Origin of the sequence: Kitasatospora sp. NPDC048194 (assembly GCF_043202455.1) — a bacterium.
Lineage (GTDB): Bacteria > Actinomycetota > Actinomycetes > Streptomycetales > Streptomycetaceae > Kitasatospora.
The window spans coordinates 184,278-203,418 of sequence record NZ_JBIDAK010000003.1 but is presented as its reverse complement, the minus strand read 5'-3'; the positions used below and the strand labels follow the sequence as shown (position 1 = coordinate 203,418).

The 19,141-nt window shown below is 71.4% G+C and carries 14 protein-coding genes and 1 pseudogene; 8 read left to right on the top strand and 7 right to left on the bottom strand.

Features of this window, described 5'->3' with window-relative positions; translation table 11 throughout:
- Positions 1 to 66: 66 nt before the first annotated feature.
- The gene (locus ACGF07_RS05920; RefSeq protein WP_392895815.1) at positions 67 to 2,160 is read left to right on the top strand and encodes a tetratricopeptide repeat protein; all 2,094 of its coding nucleotides are present in this window, start codon (positions 67 to 69) and stop codon (positions 2,158 to 2,160) included.
- Here ACGF07_RS05920 and ACGF07_RS05915 read toward each other — a convergent pair.
- Both ACGF07_RS05915 and ACGF07_RS05910 read right to left on the bottom strand, forming a co-directional pair.
- On the bottom strand, positions 2,111 to 3,454 hold the full coding sequence (locus ACGF07_RS05915) for a hypothetical protein (protein ID WP_392895813.1): 1,344 nt from the start codon (positions 3,452 to 3,454) through the stop codon (positions 2,111 to 2,113). The genes ACGF07_RS05920 and ACGF07_RS05915 overlap by 50 nt on opposite strands.
- 605 nt (positions 3,455 to 4,059) lie before the next feature.
- Positions 4,060 to 4,794, bottom strand: a pseudogene (locus tag ACGF07_RS05910) (pirin family protein); the annotation flags it as partial.
- A 35-nt stretch (positions 4,795 to 4,829) separates the two neighbouring features.
- Here ACGF07_RS05910 and ACGF07_RS05905 point away from each other — a divergent pair.
- Together ACGF07_RS05905 and ACGF07_RS05900 are read left to right on the top strand one after the other, a co-directional pair.
- Positions 4,830 to 6,572, top strand: coding sequence for a recombinase family protein (locus tag ACGF07_RS05905; RefSeq protein ID WP_392895811.1), 1,743 nt, complete (start codon positions 4,830 to 4,832; stop codon positions 6,570 to 6,572).
- A gap of 230 nt (positions 6,573 to 6,802) precedes the next feature.
- Entirely contained in the window at positions 6,803 to 7,849 is a 1,047-nt protein-coding gene (locus ACGF07_RS05900) for a hypothetical protein (protein ID WP_392895810.1), read from the top strand.
- A 285-nt stretch (positions 7,850 to 8,134) separates the two neighbouring features.
- Here ACGF07_RS05900 and ACGF07_RS05895 read toward each other — a convergent pair whose 3' ends face one another.
- A complete protein-coding gene (locus ACGF07_RS05895; RefSeq protein ID WP_392895808.1) occupies positions 8,135 to 8,971 on the bottom strand; it encodes a hypothetical protein in 837 nt (278 codons plus the stop codon).
- 595 nt (positions 8,972 to 9,566) lie between these two features.
- Entirely contained in the window at positions 9,567 to 10,061 is a 495-nt protein-coding gene (locus ACGF07_RS05890) for a transcriptional regulator (RefSeq protein WP_392896069.1), read from the bottom strand.
- 174 nt (positions 10,062 to 10,235) lie between these two features.
- Between ACGF07_RS05890 and ACGF07_RS05885 the strand changes: the two genes are divergently transcribed.
- The 5 genes from ACGF07_RS05885 to ACGF07_RS05865 all read left to right on the top strand — a co-directional run bounded on the left by ACGF07_RS05885 (position 10,236) and on the right by ACGF07_RS05865 (position 15,412).
- Positions 10,236 to 10,913 (top strand): ATP-binding protein, encoded by a 678-nt coding sequence (locus ACGF07_RS05885; protein WP_392895806.1) that lies wholly within the window; start codon positions 10,236 to 10,238, stop codon positions 10,911 to 10,913.
- Positions 10,914 to 11,070: 157 nt separating this feature from the next.
- Entirely contained in the window at positions 11,071 to 12,009 is a 939-nt protein-coding gene (locus ACGF07_RS05880; RefSeq protein WP_392895804.1) for a DUF2637 domain-containing protein, read from the top strand.
- Positions 12,010 to 12,299: 290 nt separating this feature from the next.
- Positions 12,300 to 13,043, top strand: coding sequence for a plasmid mobilization protein (locus ACGF07_RS05875; protein WP_392895802.1), 744 nt, complete (start codon positions 12,300 to 12,302; stop codon positions 13,041 to 13,043).
- Complete coding sequence (locus ACGF07_RS05870; RefSeq protein WP_392895800.1) at positions 13,040 to 14,791, top strand: relaxase/mobilization nuclease domain-containing protein; 1,752 nt, start codon at positions 13,040 to 13,042, stop codon at positions 14,789 to 14,791. Before ACGF07_RS05875 ends, ACGF07_RS05870 begins: the two co-directional genes overlap by 4 nt.
- Positions 14,792 to 15,076: 285 nt before the next feature.
- A complete protein-coding gene (locus ACGF07_RS05865; protein ID WP_392895798.1) occupies positions 15,077 to 15,412 on the top strand; it encodes a hypothetical protein in 336 nt (111 codons plus the stop codon).
- Positions 15,413 to 15,504: 92 nt separating this feature from the next.
- Here ACGF07_RS05865 and ACGF07_RS05860 read toward each other — a convergent pair whose 3' ends face one another.
- The 3 genes from ACGF07_RS05860 to ACGF07_RS05850 are packed head-to-tail and all read right to left on the bottom strand — an operon-like array spanning position 15,505 to position 18,972.
- Positions 15,505 to 16,668 carry a damage-control phosphatase ARMT1 family protein gene (locus ACGF07_RS05860; RefSeq protein ID WP_392895796.1) on the bottom strand — a complete coding sequence of 388 codons (1,164 nt, stop codon included), beginning with the start codon at positions 16,666 to 16,668 and terminating at the stop codon, positions 15,505 to 15,507.
- Positions 16,669 to 16,699: 31 nt separating this feature from the next.
- Complete coding sequence (locus tag ACGF07_RS05855; protein ID WP_392895794.1) at positions 16,700 to 17,584, bottom strand: phosphotransferase family protein; 885 nt, start codon at positions 17,582 to 17,584, stop codon at positions 16,700 to 16,702.
- Positions 17,581 to 18,972: a helix-turn-helix domain-containing protein gene (locus tag ACGF07_RS05850; RefSeq protein WP_392895792.1), complete on the bottom strand. Its 1,392-nt coding sequence runs from the start codon at positions 18,970 to 18,972 to the stop codon at positions 17,581 to 17,583. The genes ACGF07_RS05855 and ACGF07_RS05850 overlap by 4 nt, the downstream gene beginning before the upstream one ends.
- Positions 18,973 to 19,141 lie beyond the last annotated feature (169 nt).

Genomic DNA, 19,141 nt, shown 5'->3' with positions numbered 1-19,141 from the left:
TGGCCGATCCTCGCTCCACGTAGGACCGGGGGGTGGGTGCGGGTGGATCCGCTGTCGTTGTCGGCGGTGACGGCTTTCCTGGGCGCGGCCGGCGCGGGGATGGCCAACGAGGCGGGCAAACGCGCCTGGGAGACGGTCGGCGGGCTGCTGGCCCGTGCGGTGGGGCGGGAGGTGCCGGCCCCGGTCGGGCAGGCGGAACGGGAGTCCGTCGCGGGCCTGCTGGTGGCGCAAGCGCTCCGCAGCCCGGAGCAGGCCAGGGTGCTCGCCGCCGTGATGAGCGGAGGGGGCGCCGCTGCGGCGGCGGCGCACGGCGTGCCGCGCTCGCTCCCGGCCTCGACGCGTTTCTTCACCGACCGCAAGGGACCGCTGGCGCTGCTGGACCGCGAGGCCGACCGCAAGCCCGACGGACTCCCCAAGGTGGCCGTCCTGCACGGGCCGGAGGGGATCGGCACCAGCGCCCTGGCCGTCCACTGGGGCGGTCGCGAGGCCCGCCGGTTCCCGGACGGAACCCTGTACGCGGACCTGCGCGGCGGATCGGCGAACACCGCCCCGACGGCCGCGACGGTCCTGAGGCACTTCCTGTCGCGGCTCGGAGTCCCGGCGGAGCACGTGCCGCCCGCGGTGGACGACCGGATCGACCTGTTCCGCTCCCTGCTCGCCGGGCGCCGCATGCTGGTCGTGCTCGACCACGCCCGGTCGGCGGCGCAGGTCCAGCCGCTGGTCACGGCCGCACCAGGGGTGTTCACCGTGATCGTCGCGCGCCGTCCCCTGACCGGACTGGACGCCGTCACCATCCCCGTCGGCCCGCTGTCCGACAAGGACGCCAAGCGCCTGCTGACCGACCTCGCGGGACGGCCGGCCATGACCACGGCCCGGGCCGCGCTCCCCTCGCTGCTGGAACGCTGCGCCGGCTCACCGCTCGCCCTGCGCACCATGGCCCCGCACCTGGCCGATGGTTCCCTCGTCGGTCCGGCGGCCGCGTCGTCCCCGGTCCGGGCGGCGGCCGAGGAGGCGTACCGTCGCCTGGCCCCGGACGCTGCCCTGGTCTACCGGTTGGGCTCGCTGCGCCCCTGGCCGTCCCTGCACGCGGGCGCCGTGGCGGCGGCCGCCGACGTCCCGGAGGCGGAGGCGGTCCGGGTGCTGGCCGAACTCGCCGACCGGCAGCTGCTGGAGAGCACCGGGGACGGCCGCTACCGCTACCGGCCGGCGGTGCGCGCCCACGCCGAGGAGGCCGCGGTCCGCGAGCACGGCCTGGCGGGGTGCGCCGCCGCCGTGGCCCGCGCCGTGGACTGGTACCTGCGGTTCGCCGTCCAGGCGGACTACGCGGCGCTGAAGGAGCGCTGGCACCTCGGCCCGCTGTACGCCGAGCTCGGCCCGGGGCCCTACGAGGACGAGGGCGCGGCCGTCGCCGCGCTGGCGGCCGAACTCGGGAACCTGGTGGAAGCCGTGCTCGCCGCCGAGGAGTTCGGCCGGTTCGACACGGTCTGCCAGAGCGTCGAGGCGCTCTGGGCGGTGCAGCTCAAGGCCGGCTGCCACGACGCCCTGCTGCCCGCCCTGCGGGCCGGGGCCCGTACGGCCGAACGCCACTGCCGGGGCACCCGGACGGCCGGCCGGATGCACACCCAACTCGCCTTCGCGCTGATGGAGTCGCGTCAGGACGAGGAGGCGGAAAGGGAGTTGCTGGCGGCCGCCGAGGACGAGGCCCGGGCCGGCCACCTGCGCGGCCGGGCGACGGCCGTCGAGTCGCTCGGCCTGCTGCGGCTGCGCCAGTGGCGCTTCCGGTCCGCCCTGGAGTGCTTCGAGCAGGCCGACGTGCTGCTCGACGGCATCGGCCCGGCCGACGACGGCGCCGCCGATCTGCCGCGGGCGCACGCGCTGCTGCAGCGCCACCGCGGGCGGGCGCTGCGGGGCCTCGGCCGGTTCGACGCGGCGCGGCAACGGCTCGCGGCCGCAATGGAGTTCTTCCGGGACAGCGGGGAACGCTACAACACCGCCCGGGTGCTGACCGACCTCGCCGAGCTCCACCTCGACACCGCCGAGCCCGACGCGGCGCTCCTGCTGGTCGACGAGGCCGCCGCCCTGCTGAGCCGGGAGAACGCCGCCGTCCACCTCAGCTACCTGGCGGCCCTGCGGGACCGGTGCCGTCCCGAGGCCCGGTGACCTGCACCCGCACCCGCTCCCGCCGGCTTCCGGTCCGGACGGTCAGCCCGGTGGCGGCCAGTTCCGTCGGGTCGGAGCCGGTGCGCAGCCGGGCGTGCAGCGCCGAGGCGTGCGCGCCCGGATCGCCGTCGGCGTCGGCCGTCAGGCGGAGCAGCAGGCCGCTGCGGTGCAGCACGGTGCACTCCCGCGGGCCGGTGACGTAGGCGGCGAGCGAGGCGTACCGGTGGCGGCCGAGCACCTCGGCGGCCCACTCCCGGGGAGAACCGAACCGGGGGTCGTCCGCCTCGCCGTACCGGAGGACCACGTCGGCGAGGTCCAGCACGCCGGGATCGAGGGTCTCCTCGTGCACGGCGAGGTGGCCCTCGCCCTCGCCCCCGGGGTCGTGACGGGGCTCGGCGAAGCGCTGGACGGAGACCGTGCCGTCCGCCGCGGTGCTGGTCAGGACGTGCAGCGGGGCGGTCCGCAGCGGCGGCTCGTACGGGGGCAGCGGCAGCGGGTCGAGCAGCGCCGGGGCGGTCGGCTCGGGGATGCCGATCAGCTCGTAGAAGAGCCCGCGCAGCAGCTCCGCGGAGCGTCCCGGGACCGAACTCGTCAGCGTGGCGGGCCCTTCGAGGGGGCGGTGTCCGGCCAGCACCTCCTCCACCTGGGGCAGCAGCGCGCCGTACGGATCGAGGCGGGGCGCGGACCGGACGAACGCGGCGACCGGCGACGACGCCCCGAGCACGTCCGGGTCGGCAGCCCCCAGCAGGACCGGCGTGCCGCACGCGGCGGCGTAGTAGCTGACCGACCCGAAGTCGCCCAGGACGAGGTCCGCGGCGATCAGGGCCTGCCGCCAGCCCTCGAGCGGGTCGACGAGGGCGAGCCCGGCCCGCCGCGCCCTGTCCAGCCAGAGGCGGATCTGGCCGGGGCCGTGGCCGTGCCAGACGTTCGGGTGGAGGACGGCCGCCACCCGGTACTCGTCGACGGGGAGTTCGGAGGTCAGCCGGGGCAGCAGGAGCGGGAGGACGTCCTCGGGGCCGGCGTCGCCGAAGAGCGAGGTCGGGTTCCAGGTGGAGTTCAGCAGGACGAGGCGCTGCCCGGGACGCACTCCCAGGGCGCGCCGGTACCGGTCGCGGTGGCGCCGGGCGGCGAGGATGCGGTCGAAGCAGGGATCACCGGCCAGCACCGCGGTCGGCAGGGCCTCGGGGCAGGCTTCGGCGAGCCGTGCGACCTGCTCGGGGTGCGAGAACACCATGGCGTCCGCGATCGGGGTGCCGTCGTCGGACAGGACCCACTCCGGCCCGAGCCCGAACACGCTGTCCGGTGTCCGCTGTCCGGTGTCCGGTGTCCGGTGTCCGGTGTCCGGTGTCCGGTGCGGCCAGTTTCTTATTGTATCCGGCGCCGTGCGAGAGGACGGCCAACTTCCCCTTCAGATCGGCGAGTTGGCCGCCGAAGCTGGCCGAAACCGCGAGGTCCACCGGCACCGAGAGCGCCTGCTCCCAGGGCAGCACCGGGACTCCCGTCGCGGCGAGCAACTCCGCCACGCCGGAGCGGAACGGCGACGAACCGGGGCAGGTCGCCAGGATCTGGAGCCGGAGGTCGTCCCGGAACAGCGGAAGCACGTCGAGCAGCCGGGTCGCCGCGGTCACGTTGTGGACGACCAGCAGCACCCGCCGGCACCGCCCGCGGGTGGTCCAGCGGTCGGCATCGGGTCCCACGGGTACGCGAACCCAGTGCCTCAGGTCCTCTCCCACGCGCTGTCCCCGTCCTTCCGCTCAGGAGCCCCCGGCCACCGGTCCGGTCACCCGGCCGAAAGGATCAACGTATCGCGGAGGGGCCCCGAGGCGTGCGGGCGCCGGGAAACGGCCGGGCGGCGGGCGGGACCGGAGGCCGGTTCCGCCGCCGCCCAGGGGGCCGGGATCAGTGCGCGTCGGTGGGGACGGTGCCGAGGCGGCCGGCCTGGAAGTCCTCCAGGGCCTGCTGGAGCTCGCGGTGGCTGTTCATGACGAACGGGCCGTACCAGGCGACGGGTTCGCGGATCGGGAGGCCGCCGAGGAGGACGACCTCGAAGTTGGGGTTGCGGGAGTCCTGGCTCTCGTCGGCGCGGATGGTGAGGGAGTCGCCGTCGCCGAACAGGACGGCCTGGCCCATCCCGAACGGGCGCCGCTCCTGGCCGGCCGAGCCGCGGCCGGCCAGGCCGTAGGCGAGGGCGTTGAAGTCGGCGCGCCAGGGCAGGGTGATCTGGGCTCCGGGGCTGATGGAGGCGTGGATCATCGTGATCGGGGTGTGGGTGGCGCCGGGGCCCTGGTGGCCGTCGATCTCGCCGGCGATCACCCGGAGCAGCGCGCCGCCGTCCTCGGAGCTGAGCAGCTTGACGCTGCCGCCGCGGATGTCCTGGTACTTCGGGGCGATCATCTTGTCCGAGGCGGGCAGGTTGACCCACAGCTGGAGGCCGTGGAACAGACCGCCGGACATCACCAGCGACTCCGGCGGGGTCTCGATGTGCAGCAGGCCGGAGCCGGCCGTCATCCACTGGGTGTCGCCGTCGGTGATGACGCCGCCGCCGCCGTGCGAGTCCTGGTGCACGAACGTCCCGTCGATGATGTAGGTGACCGTCTCGAAGCCCCGGTGCGGGTGCCACGGGGTGCCCTTGGGTTATGTCAGTTAGGGGACTAGTACCATCAGCTTTCATGTCCGCACCAGCAGTGATCACCGGCATGGACGTCCACGCGGCCGTCTACGCGCGCCAGTCCGACGCGCGGGAGAACGCGAGCGAGGCGTCCACCACGACCCAGCGTGAGCTGGGTACGGCGGAGGCCAAGCGACGGGATGCCAAGTCGGTCACGTACTACGAAGACCTCGGCATCTCGGCATTCACCGGGGTCGAGCGCCCGGAGTTCGAGAAGCTGCTGCAGGACTGCCGGGCAGGCCGGATCAACCTGCTGATCGTCTACTACATCAGCCGTCTCTCGCGGCTCGATCCGCTCGACGCGATCCCGGTCGTCGTCGAGCTGCTGAACCTCGGTGTGACCATTGTCAGCGTCACCGAGGGTGAGTTCCGCAAGGGCAACCTCGTGGACCTGATCCACATGTTCATGCGCCTGGACCAGGCGCACAACGAGAGCAAGAACAAGAGCGTCGCCGTCCGGGGCGCCAAGGCCACGGCCCGCGAGCTGGGCGGGTACGTCGGGGGCAAGGCGCCGTACGGCTTCGAGCTGAGGGCCGAGACCAGGCTCACGGCGGACGGTCGGCCGATCGTCATACAGACCCTCGTGCACACCGAGAACGAGCCAGAGGTCATCCGCGACATCTGGGCGACGATCAAGAAGCACAAGGACGCGCCGTACGACCCCAAGCGCCGCCGTCACCCCGGTTCGCTCGGCGGGATCGTCAACAGCATGAACAACGAGGTCATCGTCCCTACACGTGGCGCGACCTACGGCAAGAAGACGAAGGACAGCGCGTGGGACACGAAGACCGTCAAGCGCATCCTCAGGGACCCCCGGATCGCCGGATTCGCCGCCGTGCCCGTGTACAAGGTCCGGGAAGACGGTAAGACGACGAGCCAGATAGAGACCTACCGCATCCTCCGGGACCCCGAGACGATGCTCCCGCTCCAGATCTACGAGGCGATCATCCCGCCGGAGGACTGGCACGAGCTGCAGGAGTGGCTCGACGGGCGGGGGCGCGGAAAGGGCCTCTCGCGGGGTGAATCCCTGCTGTCCGCCATGGGAGTCCTGTTCTGCGAGTGCGGAGCCGTGAAGACCTCCCACGCGGACGCCAAACCGGTGAAGCGGTCCTATCGCTGCCGCCGGCGCAAGGTGCTGCCGGGCCAGCACGCCGGAGACTGCACCATCAGCCAGGCGGCACTGGATGACCACGTGGGACGAAGCATCTTCGCCCTGCTGCGGGAGGTTGAGCATGACCACGAGGCTCTGGCGGTTCTCGCTGAAGCAACACGCAGGTTCGGCGTCGCCAATGAGTCGCCCGAACGGTCCCGTGAGCGCGCGACCTTGGTCGCGGAGCGTGCCGACGCCGTGAGGGCGCTGGAAGAGCTGTACGACGACCGCAAGGCTGGCGGCTTCCGAGGGGACATCGGCCGGCGGAGGTTCATCGCGGAGGAGTCCGCGCTGCTGAGCCTCTTGGAGGCGGCCGAGGCGCGGATCGCGGTCCTGGAGGAAGCCGCGACCCCAGTGATCCCCATCGCCGAGTGGCTGCCCGAAGACCCGGAGGTCGACCCCATCGGCCCGGGTTCGTGGTGGAACAGCGCACCGCTCGATGAGCGCCGAAAGTTCGTCAAGCTCTTCGTGGACCGGATCACCGTGTCCAAGTCCAAGGAGCGGGGCGGACGAGGGCCGGTGCATGAGCGGGTGAATATCGACTTCGCCAAGCGGCAGGAAACGGCGGACGACGGCGGTCAGCGCGTGCTGTGACGGTTGCCAGTAGGTGAAGCAGGTCCCGGACAACGATGTCCGGGACCTGCGCGACAAGAGCGGGTCGATTCGCCCCACTGCTACCCAGGGAGCCGGTGTCAGGGCCGGGGCCCCAGCCGGACCCAATACGATCCCTCCGATCGGATTGATGGACCAGAGGGGGAGCCGCAGTGATCACACGGAAGCGGGCACGGGGCTGGAGCGCACTGGGGGCCGCCGCTCTCCTCACGATGGGCGTGGCCGGCTGTTCTTCCGGGAGCGGGTCCGGGGCGGCTCCGGTGTCTTCCGCCTCCGGCGCCTCGGGCAGCGCAACGGCCAGTGCGACAAGGTCGTTCACCGAAGCGCAGGCTCAGCAGGTCTTCGAGCGGTACGTCCGGGAGAGGCAGGCGGCCACCGAGAAGGGCGATACCGAGGCGCTCGCCCGGGTGGAGGACGGGCAGCTGCTCAAGGAGAACCGGGCCGAGGCACAGCTGCACCAGGCCAACGGAACCAAGAACGAGCCGATCCGGCCTGTCCGCCCGGTGTACCTGATCCCGCAGACCGGCTCCGGAGAGCCGCAGAGCTTCGCCGTCCTGAACAAGACGGAGGGACGGGAAACGGACCGCAGTTCCACCCTGACCTTCTTCACGCGCGACCAGGCGGGCGGGGAGTGGAAGGCGGTCGTGGCCACCTGGGTGGTGACCGAGGCACCGCCGACGACGGCTCCGACCGACGCCCCCTCCGCGACACCGGCGCCAGGCCAACTCTCCCTGCGGCCGAAGGCAATGCCGGCCCTGGCCCGCGGAGCGTCGGGAGGCGTGGAGCTGTCGCCGACAGCGGAGACGGACACCGGTGTGTGTGGGCGCTATGCCCAGTACCTGAGCTTCACCGTGCCGGCCGGGAAGCCGGAGAGCGCCGACTTCGAACGAGGCGACTTCACCAACAGCCTGGTGGACTACTTCAACGGATGGGACCAGAAGGTGCTCGATCGCAGCCTCTCGTTCCGTTCGCTGACAAACGCGCTGCCGACGTTCCGGCTGAAGGACGGCGGCTCCCTCGTCACCTGCACACTGGAGGGCACCTACCTGGACCGGGGCCGGACGCCGGCCAACTGGATCGAGCCCGACGGCGACACCGACGCGCTGCTGGGACGGGGCCGCAAGTGGTCCAGCATCGAGGAGGTGTGGTCAGTGCCAGCCGTCGTGGAAGTGCCGCAAGGGGGCGGTCCCGCAACGGTGCTCTCCTCGGAGGCGTACGGAGCGACGAAGCTGTCGGTGACGGGTGTGGAGTGGAAGTAGTGGGACCAATCGAGGGGGCGCGGCTTCAGCGGCTGGGTGCCCTCGCCAGCCCGCCGAGGTAGCAGTCCCGGAGGCCCGCCTCGGGGTTCAGGCCCTCGTCGCAGGCGAGGTCGTCCGACCGCTCCCGGCCATGGCCCCCACGGGTTACCGCCCGGCGGAAGAAGGCGCCGTCCGGCACCTGGGCGTTCTGCGGGCGGTGTCGGCAGGGTGTCGGACGGCGCTCGACGTGGGGTGCGAATTGGCAGACAGGCGAGCCAGCCTCGGTGGGAGCTTGTCAGTCCAGCCTTAGCTCCACGGCCCGATGACCTTCAACGTCGGTTTCCGGAAGGAGACTTCGACGCCACCGGCTACCGTGACCGTGACGAGTTCGAGCGCGAGTTCGCAGAGCGCTTCGCCCACGATGCCGGCGAGCTGGGCACGGATCTCGGAGGTTTCGTCGGCGAGTATCCGGGAGGGCGAACTGAACTCGAACCGTCCGAGGCCGTAGTGCCCCGCTAGGCGGAAGGTCACGGTGGTCTCGGGCTGGGGGGCCTTGAGCATCTTGGCCAGCGCGGCCCGCTCCTCGGAGGAGCTTGGGCAGCCGCATGGAGCCCCCCGCACCTCGGTCGGCGACAGGAACAGGGCACCGTCGCAGTGGTGGACGAGCCCCTTCGGTCCCCACAACCGCATCTCGGTCGCGACGGAGTCCGCGCCGTCGAGGACAATGCGAACCGCAGGCGAACCGGTCACTACTCCCTGGGCCCACTCGTCGGCCTGTGTGCCGCCGAGGAGTTGGGAGACTGCCGCAGCAGTCTCCGGGGTGGTGCTGGAGACCCGCCAGTTGGGCAGCGACTCAGGGCGGTTGTCGGTCCGGCGGCCGGTGTGGAAGCGGCCCACGACTGCGTCGTTGGGCGCGCAGACGTCCGGAGCTACCGAGGGGTCAACCCGCTTGCGGGTGCCCTTGTCACCGTCGGACTTCCGGTTATGGAGCGTTGCGAGCGATCCGTCGATCACATGGCTGGAGCGAAGGAGGCTGGTGCTGGTCGGTACAGGCCGAGTGGCCGCTGTGGCCTGAAGGGCCTTCAGGTGGATGACTGCAGAGCGGGCGTCCGGCTGGGCAGTGCTGAGGGACAGCTGGGGCATGCGGCTCCTCTTGCGGTGGCCGGCGGGCTGCAACCCGGGCTACCGCATAACGACGTCGCGGATGGGCGGTTGGCGAGAGAGTGGCTCCCGACGGGGAACGAGAAGGCGGCGATCGGACGTCAGCATCGAGATCGCGGGAGCCGGGCTGGGCGCGATCTGTCGCGGCGGCACGGCGGAGAAGCTGCGTCGGCGTCCAGCGCAGGTGGCCTGCGGGGTGCGGACGGGCAGCTGGGGACAGACCCGTCAGATGGGTCTGGGGGAGGTGCTGGGGGCGGTCGCGGCGGAGCCCGAGACGAACCGCGCGGTGGTGGCTTGGCAGGATCCGCGGGCTGCAACTGCGTGTTGCTGGGGCAGCATGCGGGTCCCTCCTCGGTGGCTGGCGGGCTGCAACCCTGCACCGTGGTCGATCGTCGTGGATGGGCGTTGCGCGGTTGGTGGCCGCGTGGGGTGTGACGTTAGCTCTGGATCCCGGCCGCGCCAAATGGCTGGTCGGGCTTGTGAGCACGGTAGGAGTGGTCCCGGCCGTTTTCCAATAAAGATCTTGAGCGGGCCTCGTAAACGGCCGACAGTGTCTCGGGCGACGGCCCCAGCCAGGTCACTCGTCCGTGTGGACCGGCTCGGATGGCATCTTGCCGCCCTTGAGGAACTCCTGGACGAGCGGAGTCGGCGCGTATCTGCGGTACTCGAAGGACAGGCCGATCGCGATCTTGCCGCGCAGCCGCTTGCGGTTGTGGGGAAAGTCCTGGCAGTACTTCTCGGCGGCGGCCAGGGCCTTGGTCGTGAACTCGGCGCCCTGCGCGGCCAGGCGGTAGCCCTGGACCACGTGCTCGGCGAGCTCCTGCATGATCTTCTCTTCGGGCGAGGTCGACGGGCCGAGGAAGTCCTCCAGGGACAGGTCGAAGACCTTGGCGAAGCCGATCGCCTCGTTGAGGTTGATCCGCCTCCGCGGCTCGCCGCTCTCGATGCGCCAGACCGAGGACTGGTTGATCGGATAGCCGGCCTCGGTCATGCGCTTGGCCAACTCGCCGGTGCTCCAGCCGCGTCGCTCGCGCTCCAACCGGACTCGTTCGGCGGCGTTCTCCTCGCTCAAGCCGGCGACAGCGGTCTCGCCCGTCGCACTGCCTCCCGGCTCCTCCTTCACCGGCTCGTCGGAGGAGCCCTCCGCTGACTTGTCCTGCCTAGGCACTCGATTCACCTCGCATCCATTTCCGAGGCGACTTGCATAACGGCCGCCGGGGTGCCATGATGATGCATGGTGAAAGGCTTGTCAAGCCGAACCGCATCGCGGCTCGGCTTGCTACCTGCCGCCCCGAAAAGGCCGAAGGCCCCCGGTGCTATCAACACCGAGGGCCTGCGTACGGCGTCGCGCCCTTGCGGTGCACCGCTCGCCGACCAGCGCATCCCGCCGCGCTACCGCCTCGCCGAAGCCGACCACCCGGAGGTCACCACCTGGGTCCAGCAGGTCACCCTGGCCTGCCGACCCGGCCCCGGCGGCACCCCGGGCATCGCCCAGGGGCCCTCGCTCCTGATCGCCGGACCCACCGGCTCGGGCAAGACCCACCAGGCGTACGGGGCAATCCGCAGCCTGCTCAAGGCCGGGGTGCGCCTGCGCTGGAACAAGCTCACCGCCACTGAGCTGTACGCCTCCCAGCGGCCCCGCCAGGGCGCGGACCTCGAACGGGAAATGCGCGACCTGATGGCCTGCCCGCTGCTGGTCCTCGACGACCTCGGCGCCGCCAAGGCGTCCGAGTGGACCGAGGAGCTGACCCTGCGGCTGGTCGACCACCGGTACGAGCACCTGCTCCCGACGATCTTCACCACCAACCTGGCGCCCGGCGAGGTCAAGAACGCTCTCGGCGACCGCACCGCCTCTCGCCTCGCCGAGATGTGCGAACGCGCCATCCTCACCGGCACCGACCGCCGCAGGCGAACCGCCGCCTGAGGCGCTCAGCGGCTGAACGCCGGAGCAGTTCAGCGCCTGGAGCGCCGCGCCATTCAGCTGCTGAATGGCCGCGGTCGGACGCCAGCCTCCCCACACCTCACCCCACCTCTGCCTCGCCACGCCCGCCCACGGCGAGGCCACCCCTGGAGCACCACCCTTGACCACCATCGCGATACCCCCTGCCCGCACCCCGTCCGCCCGGGCCACGATCTGGGACCGGCTCGCCGTCGCCCTGCTCGGCGTCCTCGGCTTCGTCCTGTCCTACGACGCCCTGCGGCAGATGGCCGCTGCGACCCACGTGCGCGGCCCGCTCACCTACCTTTTCCCGATCATCGTCGACGGCTTCATCGCCTACGGCGTCCGAGCCCTGCTCGTCCTGCGCGAGGCCCGATGGCCCGCCCGCGCCTATGCCTGGACGCTCTTCGCCGGAGCGACCGCCACCAGCGTCTGGGCCAACGCCCTGCACGCCGTCCGCCTCAACGAACTGCCCACCACCGGCAGCGGGCTGAAGCTCACCGACACCGTCGTCGGCATCCTGTCCACCCTCGCCCCGCTCGCCCTCGGCGGCGCCGTCCACCTCTACATCCTCATCGCCCGCCACGGGCACGACACCCCGACCGATCCCGTCGAGCAGAACGCCGTTCCACGCACCGAGACTTCTGCCGACCCGGTGACCGCCGACCCTGAACCGGAGCTCCGGCCGGAACGAGCGAAGGACCGCAGCGACGAGAACGCGCTCCTGACGCTCATGTCCGCCGCCGGACTTCTGCCCGCCGAGTGGCGCGACGCGCTGCCCGACTCCGAACCGGCAGAGGTCGACGACCAATCGGTCGATGAACCGGACACCCAGGCCGAAGGCGCCGCCGGGGCGGGGAACAAGCCGATCGGGCGTCCGCCGGGCGCGCCGATGGAGCGGCTGCTGGAGGTGGGCCGCGCGGCGGTCGCCGCCGAGGGCCGTCTCACCCGCGCGATCGTCGAGCAGGCCGTGCGCGACGCCGGCCTTCCGCTCGGCAGTACCCGCCTCACCGAGCTGATGCGAAAGCTCCGCGAGGAGCAAGCCGACGAACAGAACCCTCCGCACCCCGAGGCCGACTGACCGGCCCTGGTGTCCGGCTGACCGGCCCGGTCGGTCAGCCGGACACCGACTTCTGCCGACCCACCGCCGCACTCGGCAGAAGGCCACCACCCGCCCGGTCACTGCACCCGGCCGGACTCGACCCCGCCGCGGACACCAGTCCCGTGTGGCGTTCGGTCCTGGGAAGGCCGAGCCTGACACGTCGCCCATACCTGCGAATTCCGGCATGGCCAAACCGGCAACCACCCGGACACTGCCCACCCACACACCCACCAGCCCGAATCGCCAGCCGCCACCGAGGAACGACACGCGTGAACACCGTCCGACGAACCCTGCACAGCCTGCTCGGGAAGCCAGTAAGCTCCCAGGACCGCAACGGAGTTGACCACCTCCACGACAACAGCGGAGCAAGCGAGTGCGTCCGGCCCCCTTATCGGGGCCCGGACGCGGACGCCCGCGCCCAGGAGGGCGTGGGCGGGGTGGTGTTGCCGAGCGCGAGGGCGCGCGCGGCAACACCACAGGAGCACCGCGAGGGCGCGGCACTCCAGGAGAAGCCCACCAACCTCGTCGTCGCGTCCGCCGCCGACGACGAGCTGCCGCCCGCCGCATCGATCGCCCGCACCGATCGTGCCGACGAGCGCCCTAAGCCCAAGCGTCGCCGCCGTGACGACGAGAACCCGAAGCACACGAAGGTCTCCCTTCGTGTCACCCCCGAAGAGAAGGCAGATATCGAGAACCGGGCGAAGGCCGCGAAACTGTCCGTCGCGCACTACCTCGCGCGCAAGGTTTTCTCCGAGGATAGCTTCGGCCTCGGCGGACGGGACGCGAGCCTGGATGCGGCGGTCGACGAACTCAGGGCGACCCGCCGCCAGCACGCCGGCGCGATGAGCAACCTCAACCAGCTCGGCCGCGACTACAACTCCGGCATCGACCTCCAGCCTGCTGCGGTCCAGGACGCCGCGACCGCCGTCCACCGTGCCTTCGAGGCGGGACTGCGGCTCCTCGACCGAGTCGACTCCGCCGCGTCGGGGCTGGCGAAGGCGAAGCGCCGTTGATCAGCAAGGCCGTCCGCGGCAACGACACCCTCGGCGCGCTCCGCTACCTGTTCGGTCCCGGCAAGGCGAACGAGCACACCGACCCTCACCTCGTCGCCTCCTGGGACGGCTTCGTCCCCGACCCCGGACGGCACCCTTCCGCCACCCTCGAACAACTCCGGGACGCCCTCGACCTCCACGTCGTCCAGTACGGAAGGAAGATCAACAAGCACGTCTACCACCGCATGATCCGCGCCGACCCGGACGACCGCATCCTCGGCGACGAGGACTGGGCCGCCATCGCACGCCGTGTCATTGCCGCCGCCGGCATCGCCCCGGACGGCGACGAGGAAGCCTGCCGGTGGGTCGCTGTGCGCCACGCCGACAACCACATCCACATCCTCGCCACCGTCGTGCGGGCCGACCTCACCCAGGCCCGCCTGCGCGGCGACCAGTACAGCGTCGAAGCCGAACTCACCAAGATCGAACGCGAGTACAAGCTCGTCGACCTGTCCGACACCCGCACCCGCGAATACCGGGATGCCATCCCCAAGCGCGCCAAGGGCTCCGAACTGCGCAAGGCCCAGCGCCTCGGCCGGGAAGGCACCGACCGCGACCGCCTGCGCACTGCCGTACGCCAGGCCCTGGCCGGGGCCGCAGACGAGGAGGAGTTCACCGCCCGGCTCGCCGCGAAGGGCGTGCTCCTCGCCGTGCGCCGTGCGCCCTCCGGCGACGTGACCGGCTACAAGTTCGCCCTCCCCACCGGCGGCGAGAGCGGGCCGATCTGGTTCTCCGGCAGCAAGCTCGCCTCCGACCTCACCCAGCCGAAGATCCAGGCACGCTTCGCCCTCGGCGTTGACGAACCCGCCTTCCCCACGCCCGACGCCCGCACCTGGCCCGCTGACGGCCGCCACCGGGCCAGCACCACCATCGAACGCGCCTACCCGGCCTTCGACGACGACCAGGACGCCGCTCGCGCGGAGGCGGTCATCCGGGGCAGCCTCGAAGTCCTCGACACGCTCGCCGCCACCAGCCCGCCCCTCAGCAGGAAGGAACTCCACCAGGCCGCACGGGCCCTGGAGTACACCCGCACCGCCCACACCCGCGCAGCCGGCGCCGACCTGCGCGCGATGCGCTCCGCCGCCCGCGAACTCCTCCACGCCGGGCCCTCCACCGGCCGGGGCGAGGACAGCACGGCCGCCGCCACGGCCCTGACCAGCCTCGTCCTGCTCGCCGTCGTGATCGCCAAGTGGCACGCCGCCCAAGGCCACCGGCACCAGGCCGACGCCGCCCGCGCGGCGGCCGGTCACCTGCGCGCCGTCTACACCCGGCACGCGGCCAAACCGATCGCCCACCTCACCCTCGAAGGCCGACTCCTCCCGAAGCCCGACCACGACCGGCAGGCCGACGCCGTCCGCCGCACCCTGCCCGCCGACCAGGCCACCCGGCTCCTCGCCGAAGAGAACTGGGCAGCCCTCGCCGCCACCCTCGCCCAAGCCGAAGCCGCCGGCCACAACCCGACCACCCTGCTCACCAACGCCGCCGGACGCCGCGAACTCGCCACCGCCGACTCACCCGCCGCCGTCCTCACCTGGCGCATCCGCCGCGACGCGGGCCTCCCCGCCCCCGCACCGGCCGCAACCCCCGACGAACTGCGCACCAGGGCAGCCCGCGCCCGCACCACCGCCCGCACCCCCGGCACACCGGCCACCGCGGTCATCACACCGCCGGCGCCGGCCGCACCCGACCAGGTGCGCCGAACACGCTGACCAACCCAGGTGGGCGGGTACGGAGCCTCCGCACCCGCCCACCAGCCCCCACCTACCAATCCCGCCCTGCACGGACATCACCCGTCAGCCGCAGCCGAAGGCAGGGCCCAGCCAACGAAGCAGACCGCCGGGATTTCCCGAGGAAACCCGGCGGCCGGAGCGCCACAACTACCCTGCAGCAAGGTGACGGTGTCGATTCGATGTCCTTCTCGCTGGGAGGGATCCATTCCGGCAGTGCACGTCGTATGGTCCCGTGCTGCCCCGCTGCCGACCCGAAGGGACCGCATGACCGACTACGACCACGACTTCTACAACCCCGCCCCCGAACCCGCGCGTGCCGTCATCCGCGCCGTCCCGCATCCCGCCGAGCTCAACCCCCGCGGCATCACCATCACCTGCACCGGCTGCGGCGCCCGCCGCGACTGGCTCCTCCTCGCCGTCCGCGACCAGATCTTCGTCCGCTGCCGCTGCGCCCACGAATGGCGCGAGCCCGACCTCACCCGGGCCGACTTCGACCGGCACTACGTCGAACCCGAGTACGAGTGGGACGACTTCGACACCGCCATGAGAGCTCTCGCCTTCGACGGCCTCCTCGCCGGAACGACCTGGAACCTGGACTGAGGTCCACGCCGCACCCGCCGCTGTTCACCTCCGACGCTTGCCGTGTCACGCCCAGACGAGCGAGGACAGCGGGGTGGGCGGACGGCGCTCGACTACCGGCGGAGGTCGACCTGGATCACGGCGTGGCGGCCGTTGGTACGCCACGGCGTCCCGGCACTGTCGAGCTGAGCGACGACGGCAGCGTCGACGCCGACGATCACGTCCGACTTCAGCGTCCGCAGCGCCGTGACGGCTGAGGGGAAGTGGCTGGCCACCTCGGTGAACGCAGTGGTCGGCGGCCACAGCTGATCGCCCACCAGCCGCCGGTAGTTGAGGTCACCCTTGAGGATCGTCATCGCCGCGCCGGTGAACTCGGCCCGGAGGTCGGCCGGCATGTCATGGAACGGCAGTGGTGCGCAGAAGAACGGGTGCGTGCGGACCACGAGCGCGCCGCTGTTCATCGCTCGCCACAGCCGTTCGCCGATCGTCCCGGCAGCCGCCGTGGTCGCGGTGCGCAGACGCTCGACGGTGGCGAGGACATCGGCCATCGTCGCGTCCGACACGTAGTACGGCTGCGGCTTCACGTACACGACGACCTGCGCCGCCAGACCGGAAGCGAGGAGGTGGTCGACCAGCACCAGGTCCGGCAGGAGCTCCCGGCCCGCGTTGTCCGCAATGATGCAGACACGCCCGCCTTCGGCACGCTCCAGCTCGGCCCAGAGCGACTCGCTGTCGTCAGCCACCAGGTCGGACGCGACCGACGCTCCGGCCTCCGCCGTGATCTGGAAGCTCAGGTCGGCGCGGTTGCCCCAGAGCGCCGAGGAGAGAAGCGCGGCGGCTCGCTTGTCGGTGAAGTCCGAGCGCAGGTCGCCCAGGGCCGCCAACTCGGCGTCGACGGCCGGGCCGGCGAGTTCGGCGTCCTTGAACGGCGCGAACGGGTCGATGCCCTGCCAGGCCCCGGGCCGGAAGTAGCCGGTGGCTTCGAGCAGCCTGCGGTAGAAGTAGCTCTCGGCCCACAGGAACGGCGCCTCGCCCCACGGCCGTCCGAACAGACCCTCACCCCACTCCAGCCACTGCTGGTGGTCGTGGGCACTGGTGCTGAGTGGCTGTAGTACACCCTCGGTGCTCTCGGCGAGGAGCTCCTCGATCGCGGCTCGCTCGCTCGGCCCGTACGGCAGCGCGTCGAGGACCTGCTGGATGAGCTTGGGGTGACGGTCGTGGAAGACACCCCAAGCGAAGGATCCGGGGACATTACTGCGGATCACGGGTGCAGTCATCGCGGTCGGGTTCGTCTCTCTCATCGACATCTCAGCTGACAGCTGTCCAACCCCACGGGCGTGGACCGTTCTGCCCTTGCAGGCAGGAGAGGCGGTAGTGGGCTTCCGCCCGGTGTCGAGCCGGATCGGCTGCCGCGTGCTGGAGAGCGAAGCAGGTGACCCGGAGCTCGCGGATGCTCCGCAGCACCGGGTAGCCGGCCCAGGTCATCACGTCGGCACCGTACGCCTCGCAGAAGGCGGTGTACTCGCTGTCCGAAACGGTGCCGAAGGTGGCGAAGCCGACGGCGGTAGCGGTCAGGTCCCACTCGGGAGGCCCGAGGGAGGTTCGTTCGAAGTCGAGCAGGTAGGTGGTGATCGGTGTGACCGCCACGTTGCCGCCCCATGCATCGCCGTGAATGACGCTCGCTGGCAGGCCGGGCGGGAGGCTCAGCCACGCTGTCTGGAGCTCTGCCAAGCGGTCCCGCAGCCACTGTCGCTGCGTGTCGTCGAGGGTGGCGGCCCCGTCGATCCTGGTGGCCAGCCGAACGAACGGGTCGAGCTGGCCCAACGGGAAGTCAGGAACGGAAAGCTTGTGGACCCGCCGCAGGAGCGGCGCGATGTCGGCAGCGGTTCCTGGGCGGTGCTGGGGCAGCTCGTGCCAGAAGGTCACGGGGTTGTTGTCGACATCCACTGGCTCCCGCAGGTGCTCGAGCGGGCGAACTGCAGGAACCCCGCAGTCGCGCAGCCAGCGTGCGACCGCCAGTTCGCGTCCGGCAGCAGCCGACTGGCCGGGGCGGCTGATGCGAGCCACGATCCCCAGCGGCAATCGCCACAGCGCGTTCTCCCCGATCCGGATCGGTTCGGCTCCCGCTGCGGACAGGCCCACTGTCGCGCACGCCTTGAGCAGTAGGGAGTGGGAGTCCTCGATGTTGCTCACGCTGCCACCGTATCGGCGATCTGTTCCCGCAGGTCCCGGACGTCGCCAAGGTTGCGGTGGCGATGGGCGACCCGGCCGAGTTCAGCCAGCTCGTGGTTGGCACGCAGCGAGCGGAGGTCGCTGACCTCGGCGAGCGCGGTCCGGCCCTCGGCCAACGCCTGCTCAGGGTCACCGGCAGCCATCTGGAGCGTGGCGAGCTTGGTTCGGGAGAACGCACGGGATCTGGCGAATCCGTCGCCGTGGCCGTCGACCGCTGCCTGGAGTCGCCGAAGGGCTTCCTGCGGCGGATGGCCGGCGAGGGCGAGGTCGAAGAGGGCGTGGCCGGTGTCGCCGTGGTGCTGGGCGCCGTCGTAATACGCCATCCACGGCCCTTCAGCGGCCGGGGCGATCGACGTGAACGAGTCGTCGGACGCGCCGATCGCGGCCAGGGTCTGCTGAGCTCGACCCATCTTCGCCAGGGCCCGAGCGCGAGCGTTGTGGAGCATGGACTGCTCCGCGGGGGAGAGCCGGTCGGCGCGTGCCAGGCCGAGCTCGGCGAAGGTGAGCCCGGCGTCGGGGTCCCCACACCAGATGGCCTGGCGGGAGCGGAGGTTGTAGGAGATGGCGCGTAGCGGCCAGTTGTCCACTTCCTCGGCGCACGAGGTGGCGAAGGCGAAAAGTCGGCGGGCGTCTTCGTGGGCGAAGGCGTCGAAAGCCGAGGCGCCGACCACGGTCGCCAAGCGGCTGACGGCTCCGAACAGTTCAGCCCGCAACGGCGCGGGGCAGCGACTCTTCAGGAGACCGGCTGCCCAGCGCAGTTGGGCGAGCGCCGTGTCACGGACGACGCCGGCGCCGCCGTAGAGGTTGTCCCAGCTGCGCAGTGTGGTCGCTGCGGTGCGGATCTGCTCGACGTCGGCGGGCCGGACCATTGCGGGTACCGCGGTGGCCGGGGTGGAGGTCAGGAGCTGGGCCAGAGGGCCGGCGGCGAGAGCTGCACTCGTCACGGCAAGGAAGTTGCGTCGTTCCACGGGGTCGGACTCATTCCACTCGGAGGCTGGCGGTGGCATTTCCAGCGTGCCCCCGAGCAGCTCCCTTCGGGGAGGCTTGACGGCCCCGTTGCGCCGTTTGTCCATTACCTCTGAGCGGTTGTCCAATTCAGCCGCGGCCAGCACGACGCTTCGCGCGAGCACTCCGCCGGTGTCCAAGACCGCGTCTAACGCCTGGGCGTGGTGAAGCTTGCAGGGCCGCTCCGCCCGCTCGATCTTGCTGATCAGGTCCCCACTCAGGTGGACCAACTGCCCGAGCCTGTCCTGGCTCAGCCCCCTGAGCTTCCGCCAGTACTGAAGCTCCGCGCCGAACCAGTGGGCCGCGGATCGGGTGGGGTCCAGAGGCTTGAGTGGTCGCGGCACTTGATCCCCCAGGGCGTCTCATGTGGACAGCGGTCGCTGTCCGAATGCCGGTACTGGTCGAGCGGTTCCCCGGCAGGGCTGAATGTTTCCGAGCGCTAAGCGCCCATTACACACCGCTACGAGCCTGACGTGCAGGTGTTCGGCACAACTACGCGCCGAACGCCCCCGC